The following is a 17,831-nucleotide window of genomic DNA, read 5'->3' as shown; positions in this document are numbered from 1 at the left end:
TCGATGTGGCAGTCGTCGGGGGCGTCGGAGTGCTGGACGGCGTTGGCGAACAACTCGCCGAGCAACAGTTCGGCGGTGTCCGAGTACCGGTCGCCGGCGGGGAGGGCGGAGAGGTACGCGCGGAGCAAGTAGCGCGCCAGCGGCGTGGACTCGATACGGGAATCGAGGCGCGCGACGAACATGCGGGGGCGACGAGCAGTGAGCATGACGATGTACCTCTGGGGGCGGAGGGGCGTGCGACAGGAGCGCGCACAATCACGCTGCGCATGTAGATGATTGCGTTCCGGTCTCAATGATCCGGGTCGCGGAGGTACGGTGATGGCCGAAATCGGGTACCACGCACACGCGGTACGTCTGGGGGTCTGGCATGGCACACCGGCGACTCAAGAGCGAAGTGACGGCCAGTTCGGCGCGGATCTTCGGCGAAGAGCTGCGGTTCTACCGGGAGATGGCCGGCTACACGCAGGAGCAGTTGGCGAAGCTGCTGCACTGCACCAGGCCGAACATCACGAGGTACGAGTCCGGCCAGCGGCGCATGTCGCCGGACATGGTCGTGCAAGCGGACCTGTTGCTCGACACAGGTGGATCGCTCAAGCGGCTCTGGGACCGGGTGGACTGGAACGCCGAAGTTGAACACCCGGATTGGTTCCAGACTCATGTCGACATGGAATCCGAGGCCGTGGCCGCACGGATCTTCCAACTTGCAGTCATGCATGGACTGCTGCAGTGCCGCGAGTATGCGGAGGCCGTCTTCGCGGTCAGTGATGCGGCTGGGAAGCCAAAGGTGATTGAGGAACGAACGGCGGCCCGACTGGCGAGGCAGACGCGATTCCTGGATCCGGAAGGGCCGCTCCTGTTGGTGATCCTGGATGAGAGCGCAATTCGGACTGTCTTTGGCGGGCCGGGAGTCATGCGACGCCAGATGCAGCACCTGTTGGCTCTTGCAGAACTCCCGAACGTGATCATCCAAGTCGCGCCATTCGAGTGTCGGCAGGCCATCATCGACAAGTCCATGGTGATGCTGGAGATGCCCGATGGACGGACCTGGGTGTACTCCGAGAGTCTCGACCGTGGTCATGCCAGCGATGATCCGGCGATCGTGGCAGCGCATCGCCGCAGCTATGATCTGGCGCACGGGGCGGCACTGCCAGTAGCCGACTCGCTTGCGCTGATCGCCGATGCGCTGAAAGGGTTCATGGATGACGAGGATCGAGCTCGACACGACCGTCTGGCGCAAGAGCAGCCACAGCGGCGGCAACGGCGGCGACTGCATCGAGGTGGCCCCCGGATTCCCCGGCCTCGTCCCCGTGCGTGACTCCAAGGACCCTCACGGCCCGGCCCTCGTCTTCCCGGCCGCTGCTTGGGAAGCATTCATCGCGGCTGTTCAGGGCGGCGAGTTCCCGGGCCAAGGCTGACCGGGAACTCGGTACCCGAGAAGAACACAGGCCGGGCTCAGGCGCCCAGGTGGGTCAGCAGCGTGTCGCCCGACGGGTACGGGAGTTCGGCGGGCAGGAGCTTCCGGGCGTGCTCCAGTTCCCCGGCCCGCACATGGGCGTGGATCGTGTGCGCGAGTGCGGTGACGTCCTCCACCGAGACGATCCACTCGTCCGCATAACGCTCGGTGGCCTCGCCGGTGAGGCCGAGCTGAAGCGACCGATGGGGCAGCGGTTCCAGATGCAGGCCGCGTTCGGGATCCCACTGCACGCGGGCCGGCGATCGTCTCAACTCGCGCTTCCAGGTGGCCTGGTCGGGGTGCAGTCCGTGCTTGTAGTGGGACAGGCAGCTGTTCTCCAGGGCCCATTCGAAGCCCTCGCGGGTGATCTCGACCGCGAGGACGGTCTCCTGTCCTTCCTTCGTCGCCCATCCACAGCGGTACATCATCCAGAGGAACGACGGTTTGATCCACGTCATCCGGTCCCGCTTCCACACCGCCGGAAAGCGGCCGTCCCGGGCGGCGGGCAGCCCGATCTCCAGCGAGTACGCCTGGTAGACGGTCACGGTGGAGGGGGTGTGGTGGGCGCGGATCTGATACTTGGGTTCTGGCACGCTGACCAGCCTCGATCCTCCGCGATCATTGCGCCAGCGGATTTCCGGGCCTGACGGGGCGGCTTCCGGCTGGTCCACGGCGCGTTCGATCTCTTGGTGACCGCCCCTTGTGAGTGGTCCGTGCTTGAATGCCAGGTCAGCGGGCCATGGGCCTGGCAGGGTGTCGACACCACCTCGGCGATCGCCCGCGCGATCGCCGACCTCCGGGAGAAGGGCCCCGACTCATGAGCACCTCGGACCGGCTCCGCGCCGCCCTGGTGGACGGCCTGACCGGGGATGACGCGATCGGCGATCCGGCGTGGCGGGCCGCCGCGCTCGCCGTGCCGCGGGAGTTGTTCGTCGGATCGTTCTTCGTGCCGGTCCCGGGCAGCAGCCCGACCGCGTACCGGCCCGTGCACCGGACGGACCCCGGATGGCTGAGGCAGGTCTACGCGAACGAGACGCTGATCACCCAACTCGACGGTCACGTCCGCCCCGAGGACGTGACCGGGGGCACCGTGACCGGGACGCCGTCGTCCTCGTCCACCCTGCCGTCCCTGGTGCTGGGCATGTGGCAGCAACTCGGCGCCGAAGCCGGGCACCGGGTGCTGGAGGTCGGCACGGGCACCGGCTACTCGACCGCCCTCGGCGCGCATCGCCTCGGGGACGCCAACCTGACCAGCATCGAGTACGACCCGCTGGTGGCCGAGCGCGCCGCCGCCGCGATCGGGGCGGCCGGGTTCGCTCCCCGGCTGGTCGTCGGTGACGGGCTGCTCGGCGACCCGGACGGCGGCGAAGGCGAGTACGACCGGCTGATCGCCACCTGCGCCGTCCGGTACCTGCCGCCCGGCTGGCTGCACCAGGTGAGGCCCGGCGGCGTCATCCTGGCCACCCTGTCCGGGTGGGGCTTCGGCTTCGGACTCGTCCGCCTGGTCGTCACGGCCCCCGGCGAGGGAACGGGCCGGTTCATGCCCGGCTGGACCAGCTTCATGATCGCCCGCCCGCACGACCGACCGCCGCGCCAGAGCATCTCCCTGCTCCCGGGGGACGAACGCCCGTCCCGGATCGACCCCGAGGTCATCAGCACCTGGACCGGCAGCTGGGTCGCCCAGCTCGCGGCGCCCTCGGCCGAACGGATGGGGGCCGTTGGGCACCAGATCCTCTGGGACGTGGCCACCGGATCGCAGGCCCGGACCGCGCCCGTCCCCGGCGGCGGGTGGACCGTGGTGCAGCGCGGCCCGCTCCGCCTCTGGGACCAGGTGGAGAGCGCCGTCGAAGCCTGGCAGCGGGCCGGCGAGCCGCACCAGGAGGGCTTCGGCCTCACCGTCTCGCCGACCGGGCAACGGGTCTGGATCGGAAGCGAGGCCGGACCGGGCTGGAACCTGCCGATCTGACCCCTCCATCGCGCGGCAGCGGCAGCTCAGGCGCCCAGGCGCTCAGGCGCTCAGGCGCTCAGGCGCCCAGGCGGGCGAGGAGCGTGTCGCCCGACGGGCAGGGGCGTTCGGCGGGGAGGCGTGACACTTGGGCTCTGGCGCCGTGATCAGGATCGAGGCCCGCCATGCCCCGCGCGAGCGGATTCTTCAGCTACTGCCGTCAAGACCTGAAGAAGCCCCACCGGAAAACGATCCGGTGGGGCTTCTTCAGTGCAACGGTAGGGGTGCGGCGGGGTGGGGCTCCCTCTTAACCCGGCTCAGAACCCGTAGGGCGCGGAGCGAACTCCAGGTTCTCGAATTCGAAGTCCGCCTGCTCGATTGCCTCCTGCCGCGTGGGATGGCACGTGTCCGTCAGGACTTCCCAGTCCGCGGAGCAGTAGAACAGGTAGTAATCGGACTCTCCGTCGTACCGTGCGATCGCCAGATGGGAGATCTTCTCGTCGAGGCTGTCGACCGAGTGCCTGGTCCGGCCGGTAGGCCGCTGCGCGTCTCCCACCAGCGCGTACAGCTCGACCGAAGCGCCGTCAAGGACGGCCGGCACAGGTGTACTCATGGCCTGATCTCCACACTCGTGTTCTCGACCACCCGGCCGTTCTCGACCGCCTCGAAGTGGATGTGATGGCTCTTCGACGTGGTCTCGTGCTTTCCGTAACGAACTATACGACTGCCATCACTTGACACGTACCGGCCGACTCCCTCTTCCCGGTACCCGGCCCCGAGCCAACGTTCGGCGAGGTCCATGGCCTGGTCCTGATTGATGGTTCCGCCGTGATACTCCGGAGCACGTCCACGCGGGGTGGCCGCCACCTGGGAGGAGTTGGCGGTGAAACAGTTCGGCCCGGAATTGTGGACCAGTACCGGCGTGTTCCCTGCCAGCACGTAGTACGTGTGCAGGTCTCGCACCGTCAGGTTGTGGGCGGGCTGGACCAGGTGGAAGTGCCGGACCTGGGCCAGGGCGACGACCGTGCCGTCGGAGCTGCGGACGGTGTCGTCCGCGGTGAGGTCCCCGGCGTTGACCCAGGCGTCCCGGTTGACGCTCCAGAACGGGTGGTGGTCGGTCGCGGTGATCTCGCCCCGGCCGTCGGCGAGGAGGAGCGTGGTGAAGTCGGCGTCGTCCGGGGTCACCATGGTGGCGTCGACCTCGCGAGCGGCCGTCTTCCCGGTCTCCGGGTCGGTGGCGAGGACGAGGTCCCCGACCTTCAGCTGCTCGATGGGCCTGGTCGTCCCGTCCGCCATCCGAACCGCGACGCCCGCCGGGAAGCTGTCGCAGGACATGGCGATCTGGTTGCCGGGTGCGGGCTTCTCGGCCGCGGCCGCGGCCGGCTTGGGCTTGGCCGACTTGTTGAACTTGGCCAGGCCCTTGCCGAGGGCACCGGCGCCGACGCCTATCTCGCCCGGGCCGAACATGGCGATGTTCTCGAACTGCCAGTTCTTGAGCTGGTCCCAGAGCTCGTTGTAGATCGGGGACTTCTGGCATTCCTTGATCATGTGGCAGGCGTTCAGCGCTGCCGCCACGTAGTCGTGGGCGTCGGAGTCCGGGTCCTCTCCGAAGCGGTGACGCTGCTTCTGGAGGATCTTCAGGTTCTTGTTGGTCTGCTGGATCAGCTTGTTGAAGTCGGTCTTGCCGGTGGTGATCTGCACGCCGCCGGGGAGGACCGACTTCACGCTCTTGACGGTCTCGACGACCCAGTCGCCGCCGTTGACCGGCATCCAGTAGTCCTGGACCAGCTGGCCTTCGGGGGTGCGGCACTGGGCCGTACCGCCGCAGGTGCCGTCGGGCCGGAGCCCGGACGGGTCGCTGAGGGTGAGCGGGTTGTTGTTGCTGTACGTGTAGCCCGCCAGCGACTGCGGGTCGGTGCCGGCCAGGACCGGGTCCACGCTGATGAACCGGCCGGTGGCCGGGTCGTAGTCGCGGGCCCCGAGGTGGGTGAGGCCGGTGGGCTCGGCCGTGCCGCCGAGGAAGCCCCGGGTGCCGGCCCAGGTGGCGGGGCTGGTGCCGCGGCTGCCGCCGAAGGGCAGCGAGCGGCGCTGGTCCACGGCGCCGGTGGTGGCGTCGACGCCGATCTCGGCCGTGCCGTGGTGGTCCTTGACCTGGAAGGTCAGGCGGTTGTCGTCGGTACGGACCGCGGTGGCCGAGCCGAGCGGGTAGTAGCGGGTGGCGGTGGCCTTGGCGGCGCCCTTGACCAGCTTCAGCTCGACGCGGTCGAGGTAGAGGGTCCAGCTCTCGGCCGCCGGGTCGGCGGTGTCGAGGGTGTGGCCCAGCAGACGGTTGCCGACAGCGTCGTAGAGGTAGTCGGTGGTCTGGTTGGTCGTCGCGGTGGTAGTGCCGCTGGTGGTCTTGACGGTCGCGGCGAGTCGGCCGACCCGACCCTCGGAGTCCCAGGTCAGGGCCTGGTCGCTGGTCTGGTTGCCGGATGGCAACTTGAGGTGCCGACCGGTGGTGTTGCCCGCGGTGTCGTAGTCGTAGCTCTCCACGACCGGAGCGCCGACCGTGCCGGTGACCGTGGAGGTGGAGCTCAGGCTGTGCGGTCGGGCCGCGGTGGCGGCGGGGTAGGTGTAGGTGGTGGTGGCGTCCTGGCCGGTGTTGCCGGTGGTGTCGTGCCGGGTCTCGGTGGCACGGGTGCCGTTGGTGTTGTAGGTCCAGCTGGTCCAGTACGGGGCGGGGCCGCCGAGCTGGGTGCCGCCGGGGGCCGTGCAGCTGCCGGTGCCGGGGGTGTAGGCCTCGGTGAGGCGGGCCAGGGAGTCGTAGCGGAAGCACTGCCGGTCGGTGCCGGAGCGCGAGGTGTCGGTGACCGAGGTGACGTTGCCGGCCTGGTCGTAGGTGTAGGCGGCGGCGCGGGTCGCGCCGGTGACGCCGTACTGGTCGGTGCGGCTGGACGCGAGGCGCTGGGTGCCCCACTCGTAGCCGTTGGTGATGTACACGTCCTTGCCGGCGGTGCCGTTGCTGAGCGTGGACTGCAGCGGCTTGCCGGTGAGGCTGTAGGTCTGGCCGGTGAGGTACTTCGTCAGGCCCTCGGCGGCCGTGGGCCGGTGCAGCGCGTCGTAGGTGAACGCCACCGACTCGGCCGCCAGGTTCCCGACGGCCGGGTACGCGATCGACTTGGCCTGCCCGTCGAGGCGGTAGATGGTGCCGCTGACGTAGCTGCCTGCCAGCGCTTCCTGGCCGGGGACGGACGGAATGGTGACCGTGGTGCGGGTGGGCCGGGCGAGGGTGTCGAAGAGCGAGTAGGTGGTCTTGTACTGGTAGGTGGTGCCGCCGACCGTGCTGTAGCGGGTGCTGGACGACAGTTGGCCCTTGTTGCCGGCCGGGTCCCAGGCCCGGGAGGTCAGCAGCGGGCCGGTCGCCGAGCCGTCGCGCGTCTCGATCGGCCGGGAGAGGTTGTCGTAGGCGGTGGCGACGGTCCTGCCGCCGCCGTCGGTGGTGCCGGTCAGCTCGCCTCGGTCGTTGTACGTGCTGGTGGTGGTCCCGGAGTCCGGGTCGACCGCCTTAATGCGCCGGCCGAGCTGGTCGTACTGCCAGGTCCAGACACTGCCCGCCGGGCCGGTGAGCCTGGAGAGGTTGCCGGCCGCGTCGTAGCCGTAGGTGGTGGAGTCGTAGGCGCCGGTGGGCGCGGCGGACTTGTACTGGCGCAGCTCCACAGCCCGGCCGACCGCGTCGAAGACGGTCGTGGTGGGGGTGCCGCCGGTGGGCGGGGTGACGGTGACCCGGTCGCCGCCGTACTCGGTGAGCGTGGTGGCCAGCGGGGTGCCGACACCGTTGCCCGAGAGCGCGGTGGTCCTGACGACCCGTCCGAGGCCGTCGTACTCCGTTGCCGCCTGGGTCTCCAGGCCGGTGGTGTCGTCGATGCTGCGCAGGGTGCCGGAGGGCGCGCCGGTGGCGTAGTACGGGGAGTAGGCGAGCGCCGTCTGGCCGCGCTCGTCGTAGAAGGTGTCCGCGATGACGCGACCGCCGTTGTCGCCCGGGGCCTGGCCCTGCCGGAAGCGGCCGAGGCCGTCGTACAGGGTGTAGGCGGTCTGCTGGGAGCCGTCCTCGTTGAGGGTCCGGCCGGCGACGGAGACGATCTGGTTGTCGGCGACCGTGTAGGCGTACTCCTGGTCGGGAGTCTGCCCGGTGGCCTTGGAGCGGTCGGGCAGCCAGACCTTCAGGGTGCGGCCGAGGGCGTCGTAGAGCGTGTCGGTGCGGCGGTTGTTGGCGTCGATCGTGTCGACGGCCAGGCCGCGCAGCAGGTCGTAGTCCGTGGTGGTGGTCTGCGTGGTGGTGGCGTCGCCGGCCTTGGCGGGCGGGGTGGTCTCCACCGTCCTGGTGGGCCGGCCGGTGGCCGGGGTGTAGGCGGTGGTGCTGGTCCGGGCGTTCGGCGAGGCCGTGGTGACCGGGTTGGTGGCGCCGCTGAGGTCGTGGACCGTGCTGGAGGCCAGCTCGGTGCTGCTCAGCGGACGGCCGTAGCCGTCGTAGGCGACGGCGTGGTCCAGGTAGGTGGCGCTGTTGCCGGTGCGGGACTTGAGCGTCTGGATGAGGGTGATGTCGCCCTTGGCGGGGGCGGCGCCGAAGCCCTGGCCGTCGAACCGGTAGCGGATGTCGGAGAGCACCGCCGAGGTGCCGTCGGCCCGGGTGTCCCGGTTGACGTCGGTGGCGCAGTTCGCGGCGACCACCTCGACACGGGTGGCGCTCCTGAGGATCCAGGTGCCGGCGTTGTCGGCGTACGTGGTGCGGGTGCAGGTGTCGTCGTCGGGGACCGCGACGTCACCCTGGTTCTCGACCGAGGTGACCCGGCCGTAGCCGTCGCGGGTGTTGTTGGTGCGGGTCTCGCGCCAGCTGCTGCCCGCACCCTTGTCGAGCGAGGTGAAGGTGCGGGTGACCGTGGTGCCGGTGATGTTGGCGGTGGTGGTGCCCCAGTCGCGGACGCGCTTGGCGGTCTCCTGCTTCCACGGCGTGTTGACGTTCTTGCCGAGGATCACGCCGCCGGGCTTGTCGTACTGCTCGGTGCGGTACTCGTAGCCGGCCCAGGCGTCGTCGTCGGTCAGGACGGTGCCCTGCCCGTCGTCGACGGTGACGCCGCGCTTGCCGTTCTTGTCGGCGGGGTTGTTGCGGTCCTGGTCCATGCCGCGCAGGAACCAGTGGTCGGCCTGGGTGGTCATGCCGGTGACGCCACCGGTCTCGACCCGGGTGCGGGCGTAGCCGCGCCACTGGGACCAGGTCTTGAGCTTGTCCTTGGTCAGGCCGTCCTCGTCGTCGAAGTGCCAGGCGGCGTCGCCGAGGTAGGTGTAGTGGGTGACCATGTCGGGTGCGCCGCCGGTGCGGTCGGTGGCGATGACCGCGTCGACGACGTACTTGTTGAACCACTCCGTGGTGACCGGGGTCTCGTCGGAGGCCTGGTACATCTGCGGGAAGCAGCGGGTGGTGTTGGACTGCGGGGTGGGCAGGTTGTTCCAGTCGCAGGCCGCGGCCGAGTAGTTGACGTCGATCTGGCCGCCGAGCTCGTCGGTGACGGTGCCGAGCCGCTGCTTGATGAACGGCATCCGGCCGTCGCCGACCTTGTCGAGCCGGTTGGCCATCTGCTTGTAGGCGAGGGTGGTCTTCGGCAGGGCGACGGACGGGGCCGCGGAGGACCCGGTGTGCTTGATCGAGTCCAGCAGCAGCTGGTAGTCGAAGTCGGCGGTGCCCCACTTGTGGGTCAGGTCCCAGGTGTCGACGGTGGCGTAGCTGCCGTCGGCCTGCAGGGTCTTGGCCGCGATCTGGGTGAGGCGGGTGCGGGTGAAGAAGGTCGGCGAGTACTGCGTGGTGCAGTCGGTGCCGTCCTTGCAGTTCTGGTCCCACGGGGTGTCGTACCAGTACTGCCGGTTGGCGTCGATCTTCGCCGGGTCGCACACGCCCGCGCCGGTCTCCAGGCAGCGTTCGGCGGTGCCGAAGTCGACCCGGCCCATCGGCTTGACGGTGGCCGAGTACAGGTCGCCCTGCTGCTGGCCGTACTCGATGTGGTCCAGGCGCCCGCCGCGCACGTACGAGGTGCGGTCGGTGGCCTTGAGGTTGCGGCCGTAGTTGTTGGTCTCGGGGGTGTACCAGTAGGTGATGTCGTTGCCGTGGGCGTCGACCACCAGGTCCAGGTTCCACCGCCAGCCCTGCTGGCACCACGAGGACCCGAAGTCGGCGCCGTTGCAGGGCTCGCCCGCGTTGTTGCCGTAGACCGGCACGGTGTAGACGGACCTGGTCTCCGGCTTGCCGGCCGACCAGTTCGGCAGGCGGTTGTAGCCGAAGTAGTAGCTGGTGCCGTCGGTGGTGGTGGCGCGGAAGTACTCGCCGTCGTTGTCGCCGTTGCCGCGGCCGGTGTCGCGGACGCGCACGACCTTGGTGGCGTCGTCGTTCTTGATCCGCCACTCGTCGCCGGAGACCGGGATCAGCTCACCCGAGTGCCCCGCGAAGCTGATGGTGGCGTTGTCCGTGCCCCAGCACAGGTCACCGGGGCTGGACTTCCCGGTCTTGGGCGCGCCGTCGTCGGCGCAGGCCTTGTAGCTGCGCTCGACGAAGCCCGGCGACAGGTCGAAGCCGTCACCGGCCCAGGAGGCCTGGTTGTTGCTGTTGGCCGTCCGGCCGTCGATCGCACCGGAGTTGTAGGACAGGCCGACCTTCGGGGTCAGCCCGCCCGGCATCGCCGTGAGCGGCATGTCGTAGGACCAGGTGAACGCGCCGCTGTTCAGCGCGGTCGACCAGCTCGACGCGCTCGACAGCGGCGTCGCCCGGTAGTCGCCGCTCGGTCCGGCGCTGCCGGTGGTGGCCGCGAGCACCATCGCCCCCGGCGCGGACTGCAGGCGCATCGACCCGGCCGGGGCCGTGGTCAGGGCGTCGGCGGCGACGGTCTGCTTCGCCACGTCGTTGCCGCCCGGCAGCGGGGTCTGCACCCGGCATTCGGGCAGGTCGGGCGTGGTGAGCGCGCACTCGGGCAGGCGGACCAGCTTCAGGCGCGAGCCGAAGCCGGAGCCGGCAACCTGGGCGAAGGACGAGTAGTCGACGGCCAGGCCGCTGTTCTCGTCGGCGCCCGTGACGGTCAGCAGGACGCCGTTGATGCCGGCCTTGGCGGCGGCGTCCTGGCCGAGCAGTTCGACCTCGGCCCTGCCCGCCGCGCCCGAGGACGAGAGCGCGACCGGCAGCTTGCCGGCCTTGACGGCCCTGCCCTTCTCGCCGGGGACGTCGACGGTGGCGCTGCCCGCGCCGGGCAGGGCGCCCTGCTTGCCGTCCGTCCTGCTGACGGTGGTGTCGGCCTTGCGGCCCTTGGCCTTGGCGTCGGAGCCCTTGACGGGCTTCTCGGGTGAGACCGCGGACGGCTTGGTGTACGGTTCCGCGGCCGCCGCGACGGCGGCCAGCGGCAGTGCCGGCAGCAGCGACCCGACCAGGGTGCCCGCGATGATCGCGGACATTCTGGTGCGGGTCGGCCGCGGCGGCACCGACCTCTTCCTGCTCATGGGTGGGACAACTCCTCTGGGAGAAAACGGGTGTGACGGACCACGGGCCGGGCGGCAGGAAGCCGCCCGGCCCGCGAAACGGAGGGGGGAATCAGACCCCGGTGGAGGTGTTCAGCTCGACGTTGTAGTCGGCGAGCTTGGTGATCTGCGCGGGGCTCAGTACGCCCTGGTACAGCCAGACGTCGTCCAGCTCACCGGAGAAGTACTCGCCCCAGGCGCCGGCCGCCTTGTTGCGGCCGAACTGCACGCCGCCCGTCGCCTCGTAGGGCTGCGGGGCGCCGGTCCAGGAGATGTGCGGGGTGCAGCCGGTCGAACCGTCCGGGCAGCCCTGGTTCTCGATCTGGCCGCCGACGTACAGGGCGAGCCGGTCCGCGAAGGCGTCGTAACTGACCGCCAGGTGCGTCCAGTTCTCCAGGACGGAGGTGGCCGGGGTGTGGGCGGTCAGGGTGCGGACCGCGCCGGTGGCGTCGGAGTCGCGCACCTCGGCCTGCCACTGGCCGGTGGGCTGGCCGTTGGCGTCCTTGCCCAGGGTGTGCCAGCGCAGGGTGACCGCGCTGTTGTTGGCGCCGGCGACGGACAGCACCGTCATGTCCCGGGTCGGGACGCCCGCGGTGTTCGCCCAGCCGGCCAGGGTGAAGCTCTGGCCGGTGTGCAGCGGGACGGAGCCGGTGGCCGCGTAGCCGGTGGAGCCGTCCAGCAGCAGGGTGCCGGGGGCGGGCAGCACGCCGCCGTCGGCCTTGATCGAGGCGCCGCCGCCGAGCTGGGCGCCGGCCTTGGCCGGGCCCTCGTCCGGGGTGACGGCCGGGGTGCCGGTGGCCGAGGAGAGCTTCCAGCGGCCGGCCAGCTGCGGGCGCTGCTGGACCATCGCGCCGGCCTCCGGGCCGGTGACGACGCGGTCGTAGAGGCGCACGTCGTCGATGTCGCCGCCGAAGAACTCGCCGTTGGCGCCCTCGCGGTTGACGGCACCGATCTGGATCGGGCCGGGGTTGGCCCACGGCGCGTTCTGGGTGTAGTCGGACTCGCCGACCAGGAAGCCGTTGATGTAGAAGCGCAGCTTCTTGGCGGCGGTGTCGGAGACGCCCAGCAGGTGGGTCCACTCGCCGGTGGTGCCGGCGAAGCAGGGCGCGCCGTTGATCTGGGTGCCCGGGGTGCAGTCGGGCTGCCAGGTGCGGACCAGGGTGTCGACCGAGGTGTCCTCCTTGTAGCGGCCGAAGATCCAGCGCTTCCAGTAGCTGGAGTAGTACAGCGAGAACTCGCTGTTGTGCTGGCCGATCTGGCTGACCGCGATCTTGGCGGTGGTGTCACCGGGGGTCGGCGCGGGCAGCTTCACCCAGGCCGAGACGGAGAAGTCCCGGCTGCCGTCCACCTGCGGGCGGGTGCCGCGCAGGTAGTCGTCGACGCCGTCCAGGTGGATCGCCTTGTCGGCGATGCCGGGGGTGCCGAGCGCGACGCCGCTGTAGGCGGTCAGGCTGTCGGTCTCGGCGGTGCCGACCGGCTTGGCGGAGGCGCCGTCCAGGTGCCAGACCGACTTGGCGGGGCGGCCGGTGGCGAGCTGCTTGTCGGCGGCGACGTCGGCGGCCTCGGCCTTGCTCAGGTTGCGGTCCCAGAGCCGGACCTCGTCGACCGAGCCCTTCCACGGGTCGGTCCAGTTGCCGTGCCACTTGGAGCGGCCGAACTCCAGCGGGCCGCGCGCGTCCCAGGCGGCGATGACGGGCACCGGGGTGCCGGGCACGCCGTTGACGTACAGGGTGCTGGTCTTGGCGGTCGGGTCGTAGACGCCGACCAGGTGGGTCCACTGGCCGAGCACGACCGGAGTGTCCGAGCTCGCGGCCTCCAGGGTGTAGACGGCGTTGGTGTCCTGGCTGGAGGTCCACATCGCCCACTTGCCGTTCATCAGGCCGAGGGCGAAGCGGGCGGCCCAGTTGCCGTTCTCACTGACCGCGACCCGGTTGCGGGTGGTGTCGCCGGTGAGGTTGACCCAGGCGGAGACGGCGAAGCCGCGAGTGGTGTCCAGCACGTTGCCCTGGGTCTCGGCGTAGCCGTTGGCGGTGCCGTCGAAGGCGAGGCCCTCGGCGAGGTGGCCGGGCGCCCCGGGGGTGGTGCCGGAGCCGAGGGTGGCCTCGAAGCTGCCGCCGGTGCCGGCGACGGAGGTGCCGCCGGCGGCGTCGTCCATCGACCAGCCGGTGCGCTGGGTCTGGCCGGAGAGCACGTTGAAGTAGTACGTCTCGGGCTGCGAGGCGTTTCCCGCGCCGTCGACGGCCCGGGCGGAGAGGAAGTGCACGCCGGCGGTCTGCGGCTGGACGCGGACGGTCTGTCCGGCGCCGCCGCCGGTGGCGATCTCGTTCGCCGCGGACGGCGAGGTGTCCAGGCCCCACTGGTACTTGACCACGTCGGTGGCGGCCGACTTCAGGGTGAAGTAGCCGTTCTTGCCGACGCCGTCGGTCCACGGGAGCGCGGCGGTGGCGTCCTTGGAACCCGGGTAGGCGTCCGAGGTGATCGCCGGGCCGTCCGGTGCGGAGGTGTCGACGATGAAGTAGCAGCCGGTCGGGTCACCGTCGGAGGACCACGGCCCCCACTGCGCGCCGTCCCAGGCGCGGGCCTCCCAGTCGAGCTGGAGGTTCTGCGGCAGGCCGGTGGGCAGCGGCCAGGAGAACATCGAGCCGGAGGCCTTGAAGGTGTCCCACCCGGGTGCGGCGTCCTCCGAGCCGGTGGACCACCAGCGGCGGCGCAGGCCGCTGCCGTCGTTCCAGCCGACGGCGAACTGCACGCCGATGGCCTCGCCGTCCGGGTCGCTCGCCCGGGTGGTGACCTGCGGCATCTTGTTGATCTTGATGCCCGGGTACTGGCAGACCGAGCCCGGCGACATCGTCATGTCGGACATCGGGATCTGGTTGGGCCGCAGGTTGTAGTACACCGACAGGTAGGCGTCGTCGGTGAAGCGCTTCCAGGCGAGGGTGTCGCCCTCGTTCTGGGCCTTCAGACCGAAACTGATGGTCGGCCAGCCCCAGTTGGCGGCGTCCTGGACCAGGTTGCGCACCGCGCCGTCCTCGCCGTACTCCAGCCAGCCGCCGGGGCAGCTGCCGCTCCAGCCCTTCGCGGTGTTGATGGTCTGCAGGTAGCGGCTCCAGAACCCGGAGGCGTTCTGGCCGTTCCAGTTCAGGCCGGGGGAGATGTAGCCGGTGTTCCACAGCTCGACGGGCCGGGCGTCGCAGGAGTACGACCAGCTCTCGTAGGTGCCGAAGGTGGCGCTGAGGATCTGCTTGCCCACGAAGGGGTTGGAGACCTGGAAGAAGGCCCGCTTCACGTCGGTCGGCGCGCACCGCGAGGTGTCGCCGCAGTAGCCGACGCCCCAGTCGTGGACGTAGCTGCTGTTGTACGTGAAGTGCCAGTACGCCTGGTTCGGGTAGCTGCGCGAGACGCCCGCCCAGTCACCGGCGTGCGGGGTGTTCCACGCCGGGTCGATCATCACCGGGTAGACGGTGTCCGCGGCGTCCAGCATGCCCTGGTCGGGCGACAGGACCAGGCCGTCCTTGGGCAGGTCGACCTTGAGCCGGGTCATCTTGGCGCCCTCGCCGGGCAGGTCGCCGTAGCCGGCGGCGGCGAGGTCGCCCGGACCGGCCGCGGGGGCGCCCGGGGCGGGGGCCGCGGCGGGGGCCTCGGCCTGCGGTGCCGCCTGCGGGGCGGCCTTGAGCGTCTTCGGGGCGGCGGCCGGCGCGTTCGCCGGCGCGTTCGGCGCGGCGTTGGGCGTGGCGGTCGCCGGGGTGTCCGGCGTGACGGCGGCCGGCTTGGAGGAGTCCCACATCACCGGGACGGGCGCCTCGAAGACGGTGCCGCCGCCGGACGGGTCCTTCGCCTTGAGGGTGCCGTCCGCCTCCTGGCCGACCGTCAGGCCGGTGCCCTGCAGGCCGAGCCGGAGCTGGTCCAGCTCGGGGTTCTTGGCGGCCTCGGCGGTGTGCACCACGATGACCTGGGTGAACCCGGTCCTGGTGGCGGACAGCCGCAGGTCCACGTCCGGCAGGATCGACGCGTACTCGGCGGTCGCGCCGTTGACCTTCGGCTTGGGCAGCGGCTTCGGCCAGCTGAGCTTCAGCTCCTTGCCGGCCCGGGCCATCGTGACCAGCGGTTCGCTGCCGCCGCCGGAGAACCGCAGGTCGGCGGTGGACCCCTTGGGGGCGACGGCGCCGCCGGGCAGCGCCTGCAGCGTCGGGTCGAGGTCCACCCAGGCGCCGTTCTTGCGCACCCGCTTGGGCTGGACGTAGGTGGTGGTCTTCAGCTTGCCGTCGGGCTGGGCGACGGTGTCACTGGTCTCGCTGCGCTTGGCGAGCACCTCGACCGGCTTGCCGCTGCGGGCGGCATCCTTGACGGCCAGGCTCTCGGCGGTGTCCTGGGAGCCCGTCATGCCGGGCGGTGGCGTTCCGCCGGTCGCGGCGGCGGCCGGCACCACCGCGGTCGCGGTCAGGGCGACCGCGGCGAGTGCCGCGGCGAGCAGACTGCCCGACCGTCTTGCTGCTGTTCTCACTGTGCGTAAGCTCCGACTTCCGATATGTGGGCGAAGTTTGAGCGGATCTTTATGGACGCTTAATCAGGTGTCAAAGGTTCATGAGAAAACCGCGTGGACGCGTGCCCGTGTCGATGAGTCGTCAGAAGGGGAGCAGCGCAGGTAAAACCGGACAAACCACTTGATGCGCTGTGGCGGAAGTCACATGCCCGACGGGCCGCCGCGGAGCGTTGTCGCCCCCGGGCGGCGGCGGCGAACGGTGACCGACAGCTTCGATGCGGCGCCGCGGCGAGTGGTGGGCATCCCATCTTCTGGTTGTCGATGCTGGTCACCCGGGGTGTCGCGAATGGAGGCGGCGCGGTCCGGGCGACTGCGGGGGCTGCGGACGGTCACCGACGTGCCCCGGAAACGGGACGCCGGTGCGGGGGTGGACGGTTCCCGGGCGCGGAGCGGCCGAGGGCGAGCTGCCCTCGGGACATTTCCGCTCTTTCCGCCTGGCTGTTCGTCAGATTTCTTCGGCGGAATAACTAGGCCTTGTTGTGGTCAAGTTGTCGTCAGGTCGGTGAATCGGAAATGCCGAATCGGGATCCGGGAAATGCCGATTCGGGAGCGGAAGGCGCCGCGTCCGGGCTCCGGTCCGCCGCCGGCCCGGCCGGCAGCGGCGGCAGGTTCCGCAGCGCCTGGGCGATCTGCCCCAGCCAGCGGGTCTCGGCCTCCATGCCGCCGGTGTGCGGCAGGTGCGGTTCGGCCGGTGGCGGGCCGCTGCGGAGGAGGGCGTCGGGAGCCCGGGTGCGGGCGCGGTGCAGGGCGGCGGCGATCCGGACGGCCTCGGCCCGCGCGGCGGCGTCGGTGTCGGCGGAGGCGTCGGCTTCGGCGGAGGGGGCGTCGGTGGAAGGGGCCCCGCCGGGACTGCCGTCGGGGGAGGGGGAGTCCTCGGCCGTGCGGTAGCGGCGCAGGATCAGCAGCCCGTCGCGGATCTCGATGACCCGGCGGTAAAGGGCGAGTTCGGCGTCGGCGGGAGGCATTCGGCCCGCGGTGATCCGGCCGCCGGTGATTCGGCCCGTGGTGATCCGGCCCGTGGTGAGGGCGATCTGCGGGAAGGCCGCGTGCAGGGCCCGCCACAGCGGCCCGAGCGCCCGGTAGCCGCGGTACGCGGCCCGCCACCGCCGGACGGCACGCCCGGCGCGCGCCCACAGCAGCGTGGTGGCGCCGGCCAGCAGCAGGATCGCGCACACGCGTCCGAGTGCCAGCGAGACGGTGTCCTCGGTGGTCAGCTGACGGCCCGTGCGCAGGGCGCCGAGGACGTCGTCGAGGCCCCAGGCGGTCCAGATCAGACCGACGGCGGTGGTGAGGGAGACCAGGCCGAGGGCCGTGCGCAGGGCCGTGTCGTCGGCCCGGCGGGTCCAGTGCAGCGTCTGGCGCAGCAGGGTGACCAGGCAGCCGGTCGCGTAGCCGGTGATGACCAGGTCGTAGCCGGCCAGCGCCACGGGGCCGAGGGCGCCGGTGGCCACCAGTTGGCCGCCGTCCTCCCTGGGCCGGGCGAGCAGGAACAGGACGGTCGCGGCGAGGACCGCGAGGGCGGTGCCGGCACAGCGGCGGCGCAGCGCGCGGGCGTCGGCCTCGGGGCGGCGCAGTGCGACGGCGGTCAGTGCGAGGAATCCGGCGGAGCCCGTCCTGAGGTGGTCGGCGAGCATGCCGGACAGGCCCGCCAGGCCGGTTCCGTGGTCGAGGTCCACCCTGGCCCGGGCGGCCGTCAGCGCCAGGAAGGCCCCGAAGCACCAGGCGAAGCAGCAGGTGAAGAGCAGGGCCGGCGAGCGGCCGCGGCGCCGGCCCGCGAGGAAGCGGTAGCTGCCCAGGCCGAGCAGGAAGGCCGCGGCGAGGGCGAGGACGGGGTCAGTCATGCGGGCCGGTCGGGCGGCGGGTGCCCAGCAGGGGGGCGAGCCGGTGCGCCCACTCGGCGTCGCGGGGCTCGGCGCCGGACGGCCGGGCGCCGGTCAGCAGGGCGCGCTTGAGGATCAGCGAGGCGAGCAACTCGGCCTCCTGCTCCTGCGGTTCGAGGTAGACGGTGCGTCCCAGGACCTTCCCGATCAGTGCCGGGGAGAGGTGCGGCAGCAGGCCGCGGGTGAGTCCCGGGTCGGCGGGGGTGCCGTCGGTGTGGCCCAGCAGGAGGTGGGCGTACTCGTGCACCAGGATGTGCTGGCGGTGCACCTCGCTGGTGTCCTCGGCGTAGACGATGTAGTCGGCCTGACCGGTCGTCACGAGCAGTCCGCACGGCGCCCCGGGCCGTGCGGGTACGGCGATCAGGTCGATGGGCCGGCCGCGGTCGCGGGCGAGGCGGGCGACGAGCTCGGCGGCGTCGAACGGGTCGGGGAGTTCGAGCGAGTCGCTGATCGCGCGGCAGCGCCGCATCAGTCCGCCGT

Annotated in this window: 9 protein-coding genes and 1 pseudogene; 3 read left to right on the top strand and 7 right to left on the bottom strand. The window is 71.1% G+C overall.

Annotated elements, in window-relative coordinates:
- Positions 1–206, bottom strand: a pseudogene (locus ACFVVA_RS36475) (hypothetical protein); the annotation flags it as partial.
- A 161-nt stretch (positions 207–367) separates the two neighbouring features.
- Between ACFVVA_RS36475 and ACFVVA_RS36470 the strand changes: the two are divergent.
- Positions 368–1,315 carry a helix-turn-helix domain-containing protein gene (locus tag ACFVVA_RS36470; protein WP_387694998.1) on the top strand — a complete coding sequence of 316 codons (948 nt, stop codon included), beginning with the start codon at positions 368–370 and terminating at the stop codon, positions 1,313–1,315.
- The gene (locus ACFVVA_RS36465) at positions 1,278–1,415 is read left to right on the top strand and encodes a DUF397 domain-containing protein (RefSeq protein WP_387694997.1); all 138 of its coding nucleotides are present in this window, start codon (positions 1,278–1,280) and stop codon (positions 1,413–1,415) included. The genes ACFVVA_RS36470 and ACFVVA_RS36465 overlap by 38 nt, the downstream gene beginning before the upstream one ends.
- 37 nt (positions 1,416–1,452) lie before the next feature.
- On the opposite strand, the gene ACFVVA_RS36460 is transcribed toward ACFVVA_RS36465, so the two are convergent.
- Entirely contained in the window at positions 1,453–2,046 is a 594-nt protein-coding gene (locus ACFVVA_RS36460; protein WP_387694996.1) for a DUF4291 domain-containing protein, read from the bottom strand.
- Between the two features lie 224 nt (positions 2,047–2,270).
- On the opposite strand from ACFVVA_RS36460, the gene tgmC reads away from it, so the two are divergent.
- Positions 2,271–3,419: an ATP-grasp peptide maturase system methyltransferase gene (gene tgmC / locus ACFVVA_RS36455; protein WP_387694995.1), complete on the top strand. Its 1,149-nt coding sequence runs from the start codon at positions 2,271–2,273 to the stop codon at positions 3,417–3,419.
- A gap of 286 nt (positions 3,420–3,705) precedes the next feature.
- On the opposite strand, the gene ACFVVA_RS36450 is transcribed toward tgmC, so the two are convergent.
- The 5 genes from ACFVVA_RS36450 to ACFVVA_RS36430 form a co-directional block, all read right to left on the bottom strand.
- The gene (locus ACFVVA_RS36450) at positions 3,706–4,011 is read right to left on the bottom strand and encodes a hypothetical protein (protein ID WP_387694994.1); all 306 of its coding nucleotides are present in this window, start codon (positions 4,009–4,011) and stop codon (positions 3,706–3,708) included.
- Positions 4,008–10,913 (bottom strand): polymorphic toxin-type HINT domain-containing protein, encoded by a 6,906-nt coding sequence (locus ACFVVA_RS36445; RefSeq protein WP_387694993.1) that lies wholly within the window; start codon positions 10,911–10,913, stop codon positions 4,008–4,010. Before ACFVVA_RS36445 ends, ACFVVA_RS36450 begins: the two co-directional genes overlap by 4 nt.
- 91 nt (positions 10,914–11,004) lie before the next feature.
- Positions 11,005–15,432, bottom strand: coding sequence for a LamG-like jellyroll fold domain-containing protein (locus ACFVVA_RS36440; protein WP_387694992.1), 4,428 nt, complete (start codon positions 15,430–15,432; stop codon positions 11,005–11,007).
- Positions 15,433–15,965: 533 nt separating this feature from the next.
- On the bottom strand, positions 15,966–17,312 hold the full coding sequence (locus ACFVVA_RS36435) for an MAB_1171c family putative transporter (RefSeq protein WP_387694991.1): 1,347 nt from the start codon (positions 17,310–17,312) through the stop codon (positions 15,966–15,968).
- Complete coding sequence (locus tag ACFVVA_RS36430) at positions 17,305–17,820, bottom strand: ParH-like protein (RefSeq protein WP_387694990.1); 516 nt, start codon at positions 17,818–17,820, stop codon at positions 17,305–17,307. Before ACFVVA_RS36430 ends, ACFVVA_RS36435 begins: the two co-directional genes overlap by 8 nt.
- Positions 17,821–17,831: the final 11 nt, after the last annotated feature.

The sequence above is a fragment of the Kitasatospora sp. NPDC058048 genome, from assembly GCF_042885555.1.
GTDB classification, from domain to species: domain Bacteria; phylum Actinomycetota; class Actinomycetes; order Streptomycetales; family Streptomycetaceae; genus Kitasatospora; species Kitasatospora lactacystinica.
This window is presented reverse-complemented; position numbering and strand designations above follow the sequence as displayed.

Bases quoted from the DNA above. Each gene is read 5' to 3' on its own strand.
- ACFVVA_RS36435 (WP_387694991.1), bottom strand. From the start codon at position 17,312: ATGACTGACCCCGTCCTCGCCCTCGCCGCGGCCTTCCTGCTCGGCCTG.
- ACFVVA_RS36445 (WP_387694993.1), bottom strand. From the start codon at position 10,913: ATGAGCAGGAAGAGGTCGGTGCCGCCGCGGCCGACCCGCACCAGAATG.
- ACFVVA_RS36470 (WP_387694998.1), top strand. From the start codon at position 368: ATGGCACACCGGCGACTCAAGAGCGAAGTGACGGCCAGTTCGGCGCGG.
- ACFVVA_RS36450 (WP_387694994.1), bottom strand. From the start codon at position 4,011: ATGAGTACACCTGTGCCGGCCGTCCTTGACGGCGCTTCGGTCGAGCTG.
- tgmC (WP_387694995.1), top strand. From the start codon at position 2,271: ATGAGCACCTCGGACCGGCTCCGCGCCGCCCTGGTGGACGGCCTGACC.
- ACFVVA_RS36430 (WP_387694990.1), bottom strand. From the start codon at position 17,820: ATGCGGCGCTGCCGCGCGATCAGCGACTCGCTCGAACTCCCCGACCCG.